Raw genomic sequence first — 13,959 nt, 5'->3', positions numbered from 1 at the left:
TGCTACAGCATATCCTGCGGATCAAGGTCAAAGACCAGTCTAATATTTTTAGGCTCTACAAACTGCCTCTTTATGCGCTGCATAACGTGCTGCAGGAGCGCAGCAGTGGGTGCCTTACATAGAATATGATAGCGCCAAAGGCTGCGAACCTTTTCAATTGGGGCAGGTGCCGGCCCAAGCATCGTTACACCAAGCTGTAAGCAGATAGCTGAAAGCTCTGCGGCAAGTAGTCCGGCAGCTTTCTGAGCTGCAATCTTATCCTCGGCCGCAATAATAACTCGAAGCAGGCGGTGGAACGGGGGATAGTCCAGCTTTTTGCGGAGATCGAGCTCTAACTCTGCAAACTTAAAGTAGTCCGCGCGCACAGTTTGTTGCAGGCTTAAGTGTGTTGGAACGCGGGTCTGTAACGCAACGTGCCCCTGTTTTTCACGCCGTCCAGCACGTCCAGAAACCTGCGTTAAAAGCTGAAAGGCGCGCTCGGCTGCTCGAAAGTCAGGTACATGTAAGCCCACATCACAATCAACGATGCCAACAAACGTTACGTCGGGAAGGTCGTGTCCCTTTGCGATCATCTGAGTACCGACTAGGATATCAACGCTACGCTCGCGAACTCGGCCAAGTATATCGGTATAATCTGCTATTGAACGTACGGAATCACGATCGAGCTTTGCAAGGCGCGCCGCGGGCAAAAGCGTTGCAAGTTCCTCGTATACACGTTCAGTACCGGCGCCGCGGTTAGTAAAGATCGATTCACGTTTAGCTGGATCGAGGCTAAGATCCTCGCGTGCCCCACATCCAGCACAGATCACCGGCGGGGGAGTTGAGAAACCGCAGAAATGACAGAGTAGTGAGTTGTTTTTTTGGTGGTAGGTTAGAGTTACGCTACAGTGCGGACATCCAACGACATGTTCGCACGTTGAGCACTGCATGTAGGTTGCAAAACCCCTTCTATTATAGAGCACAAATGCCTGTTCACCGGAGCTGAGGGTATTTTGAAGGCCCTGTAGGAGCTGCGGCGAGACGCTCTTTGAGGACATCTCCCAGGGCTTAATCTTATTAAGGTCGATTATTTTGTAGATTAACGGCGGAGATGTATAGAAGCGGTGGGTTAGAGCCAGCAAAACATGCTTGCCAGTTTTAGCGTGATGATACGTTTCGAGCGAGGGCGTTGCCGATCCAAGTATGATCGGGCACTTTGAGATCTTAGCGCGAACTATGGCGAGGTCGCGGGCATTGTAACGCAGCCCTTCTCCCTGTTTGAATGAATGGTCATGCTCTTCGTCTATTACGATTGCGCCCAGATTATCTATCGGAGCAAAGATAGCCGAACGCGCGCCGATCGCAACCCGCACACGCCCGGCAAGTAGATTCGCCCAGTGTTGCCAGCGCTCACTTGGTTTTAAGCCACTGTGGAGCAGGGCAACCGGCTGCTTAAGCCGCGCTTCAAAGCGTTCAATTAACTGCGGAGTTAAGGCGATCTCCGGCACAACTATCAGAGCAGAACGCCCGTGCTTGAGTGCTTCAATAATGACCTCAAGATAGACCTCTGTCTTGCCACTACCGGTAACTCCGTGCAGCAGAAAGCTTGAGAACGATTCTGCGCGAACCTCCTTACAGATCTGATCTACAGCCTGTTTTTGTTCAGCTGTAAGGGTATCATAGAGCGAGGTAAGGTCTGGCTTGTGGAGGCTCTGCGAGTTGTCAGGAAGCTCCTGCTGCTCTATTAGTCCAATTTTGATTAGGGTGTTAATGGTCAGGGCCGAAGCAGGGAGTAGCTTTCTAAGCCGCGAGATATGAATCCAGCCCCCGCTAGCAACAAGTTGCTCAAAGACCCTGCGTTGAGCGGCTCTCAACTTTATAGCGCCCAACTCTATAGAGGTCGTCTGAGCAACGGCACGCAACATCGGATCGGAGCGCCCAAATGCAGGCAGTGGGATCGCAAGGTCTAGAACCTTCGAGAGCGGCTCGGCGTAGTACTTGGCGATCCATTCAAAGAACTCAAGATGCTGCGCCGAGAAGGCCGCTATCGGAGGGGGCTCACTAGCGATTGATTTAATCTTTACGGAGCGCGCCCCCATCTCTGCTAGGCTTTTGGCCTCACGCGCAGAGTCCTTAGAGATTATAAATCCCGGAACTCGACGTTTTCCGAGGGGCAGCATAACGATACTTCCTACCTGGAGACCGGGGTGTATCGCAGGGTCGTAGCCATAAAGGTACTCCCCCTGTAGAGGCGAGATTACAGCCGAAAGGAAGCGTTGCGGAGAGGGGTCTTCCACTATCTCAGCGATATTAAGAAGCGGTATCTGACTCATGGGCAGTGATGGCTAGGCAGCTGCATAGTACTCCGTTAGCCCTAACTTGAAAGCCGATTTTGCATAGAAAAGCGGCCGAAGGGGGGGTAATTCTGGGGCATAGGTTGCAAATTATATAGGAGGGTTAGCCTGGCGAAACAAAAGGGAGGTCCCACCCGAACGTACAGCTGGAATATGGCAAGTGGAAGGTGGCGGTAGGTTGGCGCATGGATTTTTTAACGCTCAAGAATAGAATCCTGGAACGCTCCTCCTCCTTAGTTGGGGTCGATCTAGGTAGGGGAGCTATTCGTGTTGTCGAGCTCGGCAGTTGTAGAGGAGCTAGCTCTGGCATAGCTACTCCTGTGCGCTGGGGGGTACGAGAGATAAAATCAGCTGCTTATGGTAGTGAGGAGCGCTTGGCAGCTAGCCTAAGGGAGCTTCTGATTGAAGCTAAGATACGGTCGCGGCGGTTTGCCGTGGCGCTACCCGCGCAGAGGGTCTTTACGAAGGTACTTAGGTTACCGCAAGGCCCCCTGGAGGAGCTCGCCTTAAAGGTGCATTCAGAGGTCATAGCAGAGACCGCACTTAAGCACGATCAGATTCAGATCGACTATACGGTATTACCTTCGCCTAACTTATTAGAGCACCGTGTCTTCGTTGCCGTAGCGCGCAAAGCCGATCTGCGTAGCGTTGTATCTGTTATAGAGAGGATCGGTGGAGAGGTTGTTATTGTGGATATAGAGCCGCTAGCGCTCTACAACGCCTGGTACCACTATCGGCCAGACTACTGCGCTAAAACCCTTGCAATAGTTCAGATCAATCCCTGCTATGTCGGGGTCAGCATCTATCGAGATCGGGTACCTGTAGTGCTTCGAGAATTTCCTAAGGATGCAAGTGAAAATGGTGCGCAGGTAGTTGCGCGCCTAGGGGAGGCTATCGCCGGTGAGATACGCTTAGAGGCTGGCGCACACTTAGAAGCAGTAGAGCATGTTTTAATATCGGGGGAGCCGCTAATTGCCAAGGGCGTTCAGCAGATACTGCAGGGGGCCGTACAGGCAAAAATCTGCCTTGGAGATTCCATCATGGAGAGCGAGCTTAGTGTCGCAGTTGGTTTGGCGCTTAGGGGGTTTTAGTGGAGCTGTGCGGGTGATGATAACAGTAAACTTCCTAAGAGCTGAGCAAAGCGCCAAGATATTAAGGGTTAAACAGCACCGCCAACTCTGTATGACCGCCCTATTCTCATCGGTTGTGTGCCTGCTTGTCGCTATTATGCTGAAAAAATATACCGCCGAGTTAGAGAGCACCCTCGATGCTCTACGTGCTGACCACAGGGTTGCGAATCTAGTCAAGCAGCAACAGGGGCAGGTGCTGGCGCAAAGGAGTCAACGTAATCAGATCGTAAGGCTAGTTGAGGATCTTCATATCGAGAGGAGCGGCACAGCTGGCGTCAGTATTATTCTGCGGGAGATTATTAACGCGTTACCGGCAGCTCTCTGGCTCTCTGATATTGAGCAGGGCAGGGAGGGGGTCCGTTTGTTGGGGTATGCCGATAGAGCTGAGGATCTCTCCACATTCGCGCACACCCTGGAAGAGGGCCAACTATTTTCTGCCGTAAGGGTTGACGCAACTAGCAGGATTCAAAGCGGAGACGGGAGGGGACGCTCCTTCGTTGTGCATCTTGCACAGCAAAGGCCGAGCGAGCCAGATCCACAGATTGAGAGGTAGTGAGTGAGTATGATTATGGTGAAAAATATCGGGACTAGATCTAGATGGGAGCTCAATTCACACAGGATGCTGCTAGCCAGCAGCACAGGTGCGGTTATCCTAGTCTGTTGGTTTATATTTCTTGGTAGCGCTGTTGAGGGGTGGTGTTGGGTATCTGAGGAACGCAGTAGAATTACGAAACTTTCAGTAGATCTACAACTGCTGGAGCTAGAGAGTGGCGAGATAGAGCAGGGAGCATTATTTGCGAGGTCGGAGGGCACTAGCGTACTCGATCGCCTTGAGGGATTGGCTGGTAGGCTCTCACTTGAACTCAGGTCGTTTACCAGAGAGGAGCCGATATCACATGGGCCCGTACTGGAAAGGAGGGGGAGTATAGTTCTGATAGGGAGCTTTCAAGAGCTACTTAACTTTTTAGAGCAGCTTGAGCGCAACGCTCCAGAGCTCCTGATCAGCGAGCTTCGGATCACGAGTGACCCAGAAAGTAGGGGGCTGGATACTGACCTTACAAGGGTTGTTACCCTCTCGTGCACGATCTCGCAGATCGAAGCCGCAGATCTAAGTCACGGAATAGAACGCCGTCCCCAGTAGGCGGTGTTTACAGTAAATTAAAAAGCGACCTTTCTGCTAGGTAGTACGCCGTTCTGCTGTCTTTGATGGGTTTGATTGCACTTGCTTAGCAGGATCGGTGTGTGCTGCAAACTTTCCGCGACCTTTCTAGCGACCGGACCATCTCATCTCGAGAGCATGAATTTATCCGAGGAGCGCCACGTGCATAGAGTGCAGATCCAAAAATAGCAAATTTCCAGGATAAAATGCGAAGTAGGTAGTTGTTTGGCGTTATTTTTAGAGGGTCCCATAAGGGGAAATTTCTCATGACGTTAGTACATATAAATATTATGCGAACAGCGCTGCTAGTCAGTTGCGCTATCCTTTCTGCATCAGCAGAGTTGTGCCGCGCTGAGCCGATAGTCCTTAAATCCAATGCGATTTCTGGCTCTGGGATTAGGCCACTCCTACCACCCGATACAATGACGATCGATATCTCTGAGCCTTCTAAGTCTCTGACCAGCATACAGCCAAGCACCAACACCAAGTCTAAGCAGCTAAGTGCCAAAGAGGCTAAGCCAACACTAAAAACTATTCAGGATTTACAACCGGTACAGGATAAGAATCCAAGCACAACGATACTGGCACGCTCGGCGGGCTCAATCGGTATAAAGATCTCACATATCACAGGGGTCGATACGATCTCTCTTCAAACAACTGGGCATACCCCAAAGTACTCAGTTCAGCGCTTGAGTAATCCAGCTAGGTTGGTTGTTGATGTCGAGGCTGAAAAAGTTAAAGCAAGTCGCAAGATGCCCGTATCGGATCTTAATTTCATCTCTGCCATACGCCTAGGAGCACACTCCGATCGGAGCCGAGTTGTGCTTGACCTTTCAGAGGGCAAGCAGATTCAGCATGAGGTACTAGTTATAAACGGGTCTATCGTTGTTACACTTAGGGGTATAGTAGCATCCGAGCAGGTTTCCGTTGTAGCGAGATCCTCAAAAACAGATGCAACACAAAAACTCGAAAACGATAAGATAGAGGTAGAGGGGCTAGGAAACGAGGAAGCGACAGCTTCTAAGACCTTCGCCGATATAGTTAGCGATCAGAAGATCGATAGGGATGTAGGCACTGAGCTGAGCGTAGCCGCAGCAGACACAGAAGCTGAGACGCTCCTCGCAGCAGTAGCCCCTGCCAAGGGTGCAGCACCTACAGAGATCACAAAACTGTCGTTAGAAAACGGGCAAACATTAACCGGGCAGGTGGCTGAACTTCTCACTACAGAGAAGTGCCCCATCTGAGTATGTGCTGACGCTAAAGGGCAGCACCCTTTCAGATACAGTTACGAAGGGGGCGCTATTTTCAGACTCTCCAAAATCAGTGATTAGATCTGCACGACCTATCGTTGCTGGTAAGGATGTGCTCGTTAGGATCTTTTCTCAACCTAGCGCATACCTTACGGCACGCGAGCATAACGGAGCGGTGATCGTTGAAGAGACGCACGATCTAGCCAGGGTGGTAAGTGATATTAGAGCACAACTTGCACCACCTGATAAGAAGGACGAGAAGGAGTTGAAGAATCAAAAGAACGAAAAGGTGCAGAAGGATAAAAATGAGCCAAAGGCGGAAACTAATCAGAAAGGCAAACAGGCCGAAGTAGTAGCAAAAAACCCAGATACTGATAAGAAGCCCGTAGTTGTGAAGGTTAAGGGCAAAAATACAGTAGGAGGAATATCAGAGGCAGATCTCGATGCGCTGCTTGGTGATAAATCAAGTTATAGTGGGCGCCTCATCTCCCTCGATCTTCAGGATACGGATATCGATAACGCGCTCAGAATCATCGCAGAGGTTTCAAACCTCAATATAGTTGCAAGCGAGGAGGTAAGCGGCAAAGTTACACTTCGCCTCCTTGATGTTCCATGGGATCAGGCACTAGACGTAATCCTTAGGAGTAACGGACTTGATAAGGTTCTTGAGGGCAACGTGATGCGGATCGCTTCAGTTGAGAAGTTGCGAGTTGAGCGTGAGAACCTAAAGCATGCACAGGACGCAGAGGAGGAGCTTGAGCCGATTGGTGTTAAGTATCTAAGGGTCAGCTACGCAAAGGCAGCGGAGATGAAGATCCTTGTAGAGACCGTTCTCTCAGAGCGAGGATCTGTTGCTTACGATGAGCGATCAAATCAGATAATCGTGAAGGATGTTAGGAACGGGCTCAAGAACGTAGTGGAGCTTGTTAGCAAGCTCGATCTTCGTACCCCACAGGTGCTCCTTGAAACCCAGATCGTCGAGGCTAGTCGCAACCTTTCGCGTGAATTGGGTAGCGAGCTTGGATTCCAGTATATTCAATCACCATCGACTGGAAACGGTACGGGTCTTAACTTTCCATCCTCGGTCTCGATTGGTGGTAGCACTGTACCTGGTACGACCACCGGTTCCTCTTTCCCGGCCGCTGTAAGTGCTGCGGGTGGATCTGCGGTTAGTATGCTCTTTGGTAGCGCCGATGGCACAAAGAGCCTTGAGTTCAGACTCTCGCAGCTTGAGCAGGAGGGGCGCATCAGAATTATCAGTCGACCAGCCGTAGCAACAACTAACAACAAAGCGGCACAGATTAAGAGCGTTGAGAAGTTCAGAGTTAAGCTTCCTAACGGAGGACTCTCGGTAGCAACAGGATCTGGTGCACAGGCCAATGGAGCTGGCGCTACCGCTACTGAGGTTATCGAGGCCGGCATTACGCTTAATGTAACTCCGCAGGCCTCCCCAGATTACTTTATCCTGCTCGATATTAAGGCCAAGTCTAGTACCTTCGGATCGAAGGAGGTGGATAAGATTCCTAACGAGTTCGAGCGTAGCGCCAGCTCAACTGTGCTCGTATCGAGTGGGCAGACCTTTGCACTTGGAGGAATTTACAAGATTACCGAGGGGGACCGGATTTCAGGGGTACCGTTTTTTAAGGACATTCCGGTGCTCGGTACCTTCTTTAGACGAAGTGTCGTTGACGATTCAGATGAGGAGCTTCTGTTCTTCATCACGCCGCGCATCGTTGAGGGAAGTTTCGACGACGCAAGTATGAAGGCCGCGAGCTAAAACGAAGGTTAGAGGGTATATGCAAATAACCATAAGAAAGTACGCGATCATCGGCATAGCATGTGCCGCTTCCGTTATAATCTTGGCGTGTGGCGGTAACGGCGCTGCGAATAACGATCAGGGCGTATCAGTAACGTTTCTTGGTATCTACGGATCCGTTCCAACTCCTAATCAGGGCGGCGGCACTGGCAATACCAGTCGGGGCTGTGTTCAGATACCCGCACCCCTTGGTATTACAAGCATTGTGTTGGGAGATAGTAGTGCTAGGACCACCGCGGCGGTTGGTGTGCAGAACAACCTTTCTGGGCAGTTCTTTAGAGCCGATCGCATATTTTTGGATTACTTTATACCGGGCGCAGCTCTGCAACCTCCATCAACTAATTTACTGGTCACCGTGTTTGCTGGTCCAGCAGAGGCTGGTAGCCAAGGTGGAGGCCAAGGTGGAGGCCAAGCTGGTGGAGTAGTAGCCACCCCAGTATCAAGTCTTCCTCCCACTTTTAATAGGAACTGCAACACCGCCTTTGCGCTTACATCGATTGTTCCCGCAGTAATAACGGAGTGGCTCAACGTTAACAGCGCCTCCCTACCGGCGGCACCGTATATCCTAGAGGTAACGGCCAGGATCACCGGTATTTCATCGTCGGGCAAGGTTTACGAGACCAATCCAGCATTCCTTCCTATCGATGTATTGCCGCAGGGCTCGGCTCAGGCTAGCGCTAGCGAGGCTGACGCTCAATTTGTGGATGATTCGGAGATCTCTGATCCGGATAAATTTAATGATGACTGGATCGGGGACGGGGATGTCGCCCCAGAGCCTGAGGTAGAGCAGGATGAGGACCTTGATACTGAGATCGTCGTAGAAGAGTAGCCCTACATAGCCAACATATTGATTTCACGACGCTTGATCGTAAAAAAAACTACAGCGGTCTTGGCTTTACCCCCGATTAATGGCTAGGATGTCGCCTTATGGACATTAACGACATCGAGCACATCATTAGGATCCTCAAACAAAATGAGGTAACCGAGTTTGAATTAGAGCAGGACGGCACCCGCGTTAAGTTGGCCCGTAACGCTGCAGGCGCCTATACGCAGCTTGAGTCCCGTATGGATATGGTGCCAGCTGTGCATGTCGGTGCGCAGCATGCAGCCCCATCCAATGGTACTGGACCGCAGGAGGACCTTGGTCGGTATGTGAAGGTTGAATCACCACTTGTTGGAACCTTCTACCGCAAACCATCCCCAGACGCAGAGCTGTTTGCCAAGGAGGGAGACATTATCTCCAAGGGCGCTACCCTTTGCATCGTTGAAGCTATGAAGCTGATGAACCCGATAGAGGCGCCTAGCTCCGGCAAGATCGTAAAGATACTTGTAACCGAGGGCAAGGTAGTTGAGTTCGGCGAAGTTCTGTTTCTGATCGATCCAGCGGTCTAATCTAATGAAATCACTACCGTTCCAGAAAATTTTGATCGCCAATCGCGGTGAAATCGCTCTCCGTATTATTCGTGCCTGCCACGAGCTCGGTATTAAAACGGTAGCCGTGCACTCAACGGCTGATGAAGATGCGTTGCACGTCAAGCTTGCGACTGAGAGCGTCTGTATCGGCCCGGCGCTTGCCAAGGATAGCTACCTTAATATCGCTTCTATTATGTCTGCTGCTGTAGCAACTCGTGCCGATGCGATCCATCCTGGATATGGTTTTCTAAGCGAGAATTCGGCCTTTGCCGAGATATGTGAAAGTTGTGGCATCACCTTTATCGGACCAAGCGTGCGTAATATGCGCATTATGGGCGATAAGGCGCGTGCTCGTCGAGTTGCCGATAAGGTCGGTGTTCCGACTATTCCGGGAGATAGCAAGGGGACCCTCGATCCTGCAGAAGCTCTTAAGATAGCCGATAAGGCTGGATATCCTGTGCTACTTAAGGCCTGCGCCGGTGGTGGTGGGCGTGGAATGAAGATCGTAAAGGGGCCGGAGGATTTCGTCTCCACATTTCAGATGGCTCAGCGCGAGGTAGAGGCCGCCTTTGGAGATGGGCATATCCTAGTAGAGAAGTACCTCCCCTGTGTTCGCCACATCGAGGTTCAGGTTGCAGGCGACCTAGCTCACAACGTTGTGCACCTTGGTATTCGTGATTGTTCGATTCAGCGCCGCTACCAAAAGGTTATCGAAGAGGCCCCATCAATCGGTCTGCCAGCTGATCTACAGAATCAGATTCAGGATGCCGCGATAGAGCTGGTTAAATCGGTAAATTACTCAAGCCTTGGAACGGTAGAGTTCTTGGCTGATCTTGCAACTAATAAGTTCTACTTTATCGAGATGAATACCCGCTTGCAGGTTGAACATCCAGTTACCGAGATGGTGACCGATACTGATCTTGTTAAGGAGCAGATCATGCTAGCGGCAGGCGCTGAGCTCTCATGGCAACAGAAGGATATAAAGGTCTCAGGCCACGCTATCGAGGTGCGAATTAATGCAGAGGATCCTCGCACCATGATCCCATCACCAGGATTGATTAAGAGTTACCACCCTCCCGGTGGCAACGGTGTGCGCGTTGATTCTGCTATATACGCAGGATATACGGTCAAGCCTTATTATGACTCTATGATCGGGAAGTTAATCGTGCGCGATCTGGATAGGGAATCCTGCATAAACAAGCTTCTTGTTGCGCTAGATGAATATCTGATCGATGGTATTACAACCAATATCGAACTGCACCGCAGGGTGCTCTCACATCCTGACTTTAGGAGCGGTAACTTCTCAACAAAGTTCCTCGATCAGGTGCAGCTATTTGATTGATGTCGCTAGCGCGTTAAGAAACATTAGGGAGATTCTATAATGAATCGCAGTCTAGTAGCTTTTTCTCTCTCTGTGTTACTTGTCGGCTGGTTATCACACAGCCCGGCTCTGATCATTAACGCGCAGGCGCAGGAGTCCGCAAAACGGGGCACCGTTCAGGTAGCGGAGCGTTCATTTGATTTTGGTTCAGCACAGCAGGGGCAGAAGGTTGTGCATGAATTTGAGATCCGAAATATCGGCAACGGAGAGCTCCGTATTCAGGGGCTTAATACAACATGTGGATGCACTGCGGCAACCGTTGGCTCCCCGGTTATACTGCCTGGGGCCTCGGACAAAATTAAAGTTGAGTTCGATTCCGCTGGATTCTCTGGAAATAAAACAAAGAGCGTCGAGGTGCTTACAAACGATCCAAGCATGCCGAGCTTTGTGCTTACCATTAAGGGTAACATTGTACCTGGAGCGACCGCGCGACCAGTAATGCTTGAATTCGGAAGGATAACTCAGAGCGCCTCAGAGGATGAGCGACGCAGGAGCTTCACGGTCGATGTACCTGAATCAGTTGATGCAACTATCAATTCGGTCCATATCCCATCTCCATACGTTCAGATCCAGGAGGTCACGCACGCTGGGCGGCGCGCCTCTTATACCGTTACGCTACTTCCCCAGGCGCCCCGTGGGCCCTTTAGGGATCGTTTGGTAGTTGAGTTCTCGGGGACAGCTCAACCCGCTCTTAACATACCTATAGTGGCGTTCGTTGAGGGCGATCTGATCGTCAGCCCCGCAACCGTTTCATTCGGTGTTGTGTCGGGAGTGGAGCCCATTGAGCGCCGAGTTAAGTTTGAAAACAGATCGAAGCAAGCCGTTAGCATCGAATCACTTTTAAGCTCGGATGCCGCAGTAACTGCAACACTCGTTGATAGTCAGCCCGGAAAGAGTGGGGTAATCGTTGTGAGGGTGGATCCCTCAAAGGTTACCAGCGATATGAAAGCTACGGTTGAAATCGCCACAAATCATCCAACCGAGCGGGTTGTATTTCTCAATGTGTTTGGAGTTTTGCCACCAAAGCAGTAAATAGTTACAGGAGTAGTGCGAATGGCCCGTTCTCTCCGTGTGCTACAGGTACTTATTATTTGTAGTGTGTCGATCCTGTACTCTCCATTATTGGCGATGGCGGATAGTGTCTCTTACCAGGGCATAGCACTGCCGGTTACCTCTCTAGGTAAATTGGGACATGGTCAGGTCGCTGTAGCGGTATTTAATCAAGCGGCCCTCGTCTCTGAGTCTCAAGTTGGACGGCGTGTTGTCCTACTCTACACATCCTCTGGGCGCCTACACGATCTATCGTTACAGAGTATCGGGGAGCTGCTAGTTGCGGCGAGTGCTGATGGTGATGGCCAACTTACAGTGGCGTTACTGACAGCACTTCTGCATGACCCCATTATTTCACACGCAGATGTTGTAAAAATAGTGCAGCAGATGACGGCGACAGAGCTAGGAAGACGCTCGTTAGTCGAGGCTCTGCGCGAGGTGGTCCCGCAGAGCACAACAGATCGGGTCTGCCCAATTATTTTCCAGCTAAACGTTCAGGAGCTAGAGAGCCTGGTGTTACAAGGGAGAGAGCTATTAGAACCCCTGGTGCGATGTCGATCGTATGGATTTGATTTGGCAGAGCAGGATTTTACCCAGGGCAGGATTGAACCAGGCACCCAGCGCGTGCAGCAGGTCGTAGCTCTGATGCAGGGTGATGCTAGCGAGAGGGTGGAGTTGTTAGCGTGGCTGAGCTCCGTTTCGATGGTTCATAAATCAGAAGCCGCACTTGATAATAAAACCTTTGAGCAACACCTTGAAATTCTCAGAGTTGCGCCACTTACAGCAAGGCTTGCTCCATCAATCACCAAGCAGCTTGCGCTCGCTTTTGCTGAACGGGCGCTTGCCCAGGGGCAAGCTGTCTTGACCCTGCGCATTATCTCAAATTTAAACTTTAATGAGCGCACGACTAAGCATCATGAACTACTGCTACGCGCACTGGATCTGCAGCCTGCGGCGGTTATGCAGGCTATGGCAGAGCCCACTATAAAAACGGCCCTGCTGTTATATGCCAGTAAGGATGAGCAGATAGCTGTAAAGATTGCGCCTCTTCTTTACGCGCAGGCCGAACTTAGCCAGCGGCCTGCTGAATCTATTTTGCTGCGCATTAAAAGAGCTTTGGTGCCGATATCGCTAGCTAGCGGGGCTCTGTTGTTACTCCTATTCCTTTTCATTCGGCAACGCAGACAGAGACATAGACAGAGACAGGAACATAGTCGGGCGCAAGCTCTGCATAGTGAAGATCCTAATGGATATGTAGCAGAGCTAGCCCCAAAGCAACCTAGAGCGCAGGGCGCAGGAGTGGAGGTAAGGCTTTCTGCTGAGTATCTTGAGGTTCTCAAGTTCTTTAATCTTAATCCACAGGTGTCTATAGCGGAGATAAAGCTCGCCTATCGCCAGGCGGTTAAAGCGGTACATCCGGATCTCAATCAGGGCGCACCAGCTGATACAACAGAGGAGTTTATCTACATTACTCAGCGCTATGAGCGACTTTTAGAGTTACACGAGCAAGAGAGCGAAGATAGGTAGCTCTCTCTAACGGTAGCTCTCTGCGTGCATAGATCTGATGGGGCGATATGCCAGTCGGTCTAAAACGCATCTGGGGCTGTGAGCGCAGCGGCAGCGGACGGCGAGCTCCAGTGCTTCTAAGGACCGCAAGGTTTCGGCCCGCCAGTAGCTCCCGCTTTTTGTCGCTGCGGTGGGCCCGCTCTCCGATCTGCTCCCTTAAATATTTAGGCAGCTCAGCGGCGCGCGCCCCAGCCTTTAGCCGTTTTGCTAGGGGATGACAGGCGTAGCTGGCCCCAAATCTTGCCAGAAACTTACTAAAGAGCGCCGCATGTAGGTAGCCGCTTGCGTCTAGATACTCGTTTGCAAGTAGGAGTCCCCAGTGTGGATTGCCCTCGGATACCTGGAACGAGATCTCTCTAAGGATAGCTGTGTTTATCTGCATGAGCTCCCTTAATGCATCTGGCATGCCCGCCAGATAATATTGCAACATACTGATATCTCTCATGTAACTTGAGGAGTGCTGCTGCGAATGACCGCACTCGTGTAGCGTTTTGCAGCAGTAGTCCTTTTATGTGAATGCAGCGGCCTACTTCGTGACAGTGGCAGAGAAGGGGACTATAATGATCAACGCGGCGATTGGGGCGCGCGAGAGAGTGCGCGAACCCGGCCAGGATCGGAAGATAGCAACCGTACCACATGTATCTGTGATGCGTTCCCGGTCGCCGCTTTTTACCAGCACATCATAGCTGGGAGCGCCGATCTTAATACCTCAGCAGCATTGTAACTGGTCACCGTAGTTTAATGTCGCGATTCAAGCTATTGAGATTACGGCGAAGTTTCATAGGTAATTCGATTGGTCGTCCCCTGATCGGGGACGGCAGATTTTGTGACCAGTTAATGTTTTCACCCCCACCGCATTGC

At 51.1% G+C, this 13,959-nt stretch carries 12 protein-coding genes and 1 other RNA gene; 11 read left to right on the top strand and 2 right to left on the bottom strand.

Going from position 1 to position 13,959, the window contains the following annotated elements; translation table 11 throughout:
- Positions 1 to 2: 2 nt before the first annotated feature.
- Entirely contained in the window at positions 3 to 2,312 is a 2,310-nt protein-coding gene (gene priA / locus NTV65_02005) for a primosomal protein N' (protein MCX6113975.1), read from the bottom strand.
- 206 nt (positions 2,313 to 2,518) lie between these two features.
- On the opposite strand from priA, the gene pilM reads away from it, so the two are divergent.
- The 10 genes from pilM to NTV65_01955 all read left to right on the top strand — a co-directional run bounded on the left by pilM (position 2,519) and on the right by NTV65_01955 (position 13,059).
- Positions 2,519 to 3,424 (top strand): pilus assembly protein PilM, encoded by a 906-nt coding sequence (gene pilM / locus NTV65_02000; GenBank protein MCX6113974.1) that lies wholly within the window; start codon positions 2,519 to 2,521, stop codon positions 3,422 to 3,424.
- Between the two features lie 16 nt (positions 3,425 to 3,440).
- The gene (locus NTV65_01995; GenBank protein ID MCX6113973.1) at positions 3,441 to 4,016 is read left to right on the top strand and encodes a PilN domain-containing protein; all 576 of its coding nucleotides are present in this window, start codon (positions 3,441 to 3,443) and stop codon (positions 4,014 to 4,016) included.
- 15 nt (positions 4,017 to 4,031) lie between these two features.
- The gene (locus NTV65_01990) at positions 4,032 to 4,604 is read left to right on the top strand and encodes a hypothetical protein (protein ID MCX6113972.1); all 573 of its coding nucleotides are present in this window, start codon (positions 4,032 to 4,034) and stop codon (positions 4,602 to 4,604) included.
- Positions 4,605 to 4,888: 284 nt separating this feature from the next.
- Entirely contained in the window at positions 4,889 to 5,866 is a 978-nt protein-coding gene (locus NTV65_01985; GenBank protein MCX6113971.1) for an AMIN domain-containing protein, read from the top strand.
- 4 nt (positions 5,867 to 5,870) lie between these two features.
- Entirely contained in the window at positions 5,871 to 7,649 is a 1,779-nt protein-coding gene (gene pilQ, locus NTV65_01980; GenBank protein ID MCX6113970.1) for a type IV pilus secretin PilQ, read from the top strand.
- Between the two features lie 19 nt (positions 7,650 to 7,668).
- Complete coding sequence (locus NTV65_01975) at positions 7,669 to 8,517, top strand: hypothetical protein (GenBank protein MCX6113969.1); 849 nt, start codon at positions 7,669 to 7,671, stop codon at positions 8,515 to 8,517.
- A gap of 98 nt (positions 8,518 to 8,615) precedes the next feature.
- Positions 8,616 to 9,080 (top strand): acetyl-CoA carboxylase biotin carboxyl carrier protein, encoded by a 465-nt coding sequence (accB, locus tag NTV65_01970; protein MCX6113968.1) that lies wholly within the window; start codon positions 8,616 to 8,618, stop codon positions 9,078 to 9,080.
- A 4-nt stretch (positions 9,081 to 9,084) separates the two neighbouring features.
- Entirely contained in the window at positions 9,085 to 10,443 is a 1,359-nt protein-coding gene (gene accC / locus NTV65_01965; protein MCX6113967.1) for an acetyl-CoA carboxylase biotin carboxylase subunit, read from the top strand.
- A 39-nt stretch (positions 10,444 to 10,482) separates the two neighbouring features.
- Entirely contained in the window at positions 10,483 to 11,514 is a 1,032-nt protein-coding gene (locus NTV65_01960; protein MCX6113966.1) for a DUF1573 domain-containing protein, read from the top strand.
- A 21-nt stretch (positions 11,515 to 11,535) separates the two neighbouring features.
- Positions 11,536 to 13,059 carry a J domain-containing protein gene (locus NTV65_01955; protein MCX6113965.1) on the top strand — a complete coding sequence of 508 codons (1,524 nt, stop codon included), beginning with the start codon at positions 11,536 to 11,538 and terminating at the stop codon, positions 13,057 to 13,059.
- Here NTV65_01955 and NTV65_01950 read toward each other — a convergent pair.
- A complete protein-coding gene (locus NTV65_01950) occupies positions 13,001 to 13,528 on the bottom strand; it encodes a hypothetical protein (GenBank protein MCX6113964.1) in 528 nt (175 codons plus the stop codon). The genes NTV65_01955 and NTV65_01950 overlap by 59 nt on opposite strands.
- A 141-nt stretch (positions 13,529 to 13,669) precedes the next feature.
- Here NTV65_01950 and ffs point away from each other — a divergent pair.
- Positions 13,670 to 13,765, top strand: an RNA gene (gene ffs, locus NTV65_01945) — signal recognition particle sRNA small type.
- Positions 13,766 to 13,959 lie beyond the last annotated feature (194 nt).

The sequence above is a fragment of the Pseudomonadota bacterium genome (genome assembly GCA_026390555.1).
In the GTDB taxonomy this organism is placed as follows: domain Bacteria; phylum Bdellovibrionota_C; class UBA2361; order UBA2361; family OMII01; genus OMII01.
Note: the sequence above shows the minus strand (reverse complement) of the source record. Positions and strands in the feature narration are given on the sequence as shown.

Excerpts from the sequence above, each read along its gene's own strand:
- priA (MCX6113975.1), bottom strand. The coding sequence starts at position 2,312 with ATGAGTCAGATACCGCTTCTTAATATCGCTGAGATAGTGGAAGACCCC.
- pilM (MCX6113974.1), top strand. The coding sequence starts at position 2,519 with ATGGATTTTTTAACGCTCAAGAATAGAATCCTGGAACGCTCCTCCTCC.
- NTV65_01995 (MCX6113973.1), top strand. The coding sequence starts at position 3,441 with ATGATAACAGTAAACTTCCTAAGAGCTGAGCAAAGCGCCAAGATATTA.
- NTV65_01990 (MCX6113972.1), top strand. The coding sequence starts at position 4,032 with ATGGTGAAAAATATCGGGACTAGATCTAGATGGGAGCTCAATTCACAC.
- NTV65_01985 (MCX6113971.1), top strand. The coding sequence starts at position 4,889 with ATGACGTTAGTACATATAAATATTATGCGAACAGCGCTGCTAGTCAGT.
- NTV65_01975 (MCX6113969.1), top strand. The coding sequence starts at position 7,669 with ATGCAAATAACCATAAGAAAGTACGCGATCATCGGCATAGCATGTGCC.
- accB (MCX6113968.1), top strand. The coding sequence starts at position 8,616 with ATGGACATTAACGACATCGAGCACATCATTAGGATCCTCAAACAAAAT.
- accC (MCX6113967.1), top strand. The coding sequence starts at position 9,085 with ATGAAATCACTACCGTTCCAGAAAATTTTGATCGCCAATCGCGGTGAA.
- NTV65_01960 (MCX6113966.1), top strand. The coding sequence starts at position 10,483 with ATGAATCGCAGTCTAGTAGCTTTTTCTCTCTCTGTGTTACTTGTCGGC.
- NTV65_01955 (MCX6113965.1), top strand. The coding sequence starts at position 11,536 with ATGGCCCGTTCTCTCCGTGTGCTACAGGTACTTATTATTTGTAGTGTG.
- NTV65_01950 (MCX6113964.1), bottom strand. The coding sequence starts at position 13,528 with ATGTTGCAATATTATCTGGCGGGCATGCCAGATGCATTAAGGGAGCTC.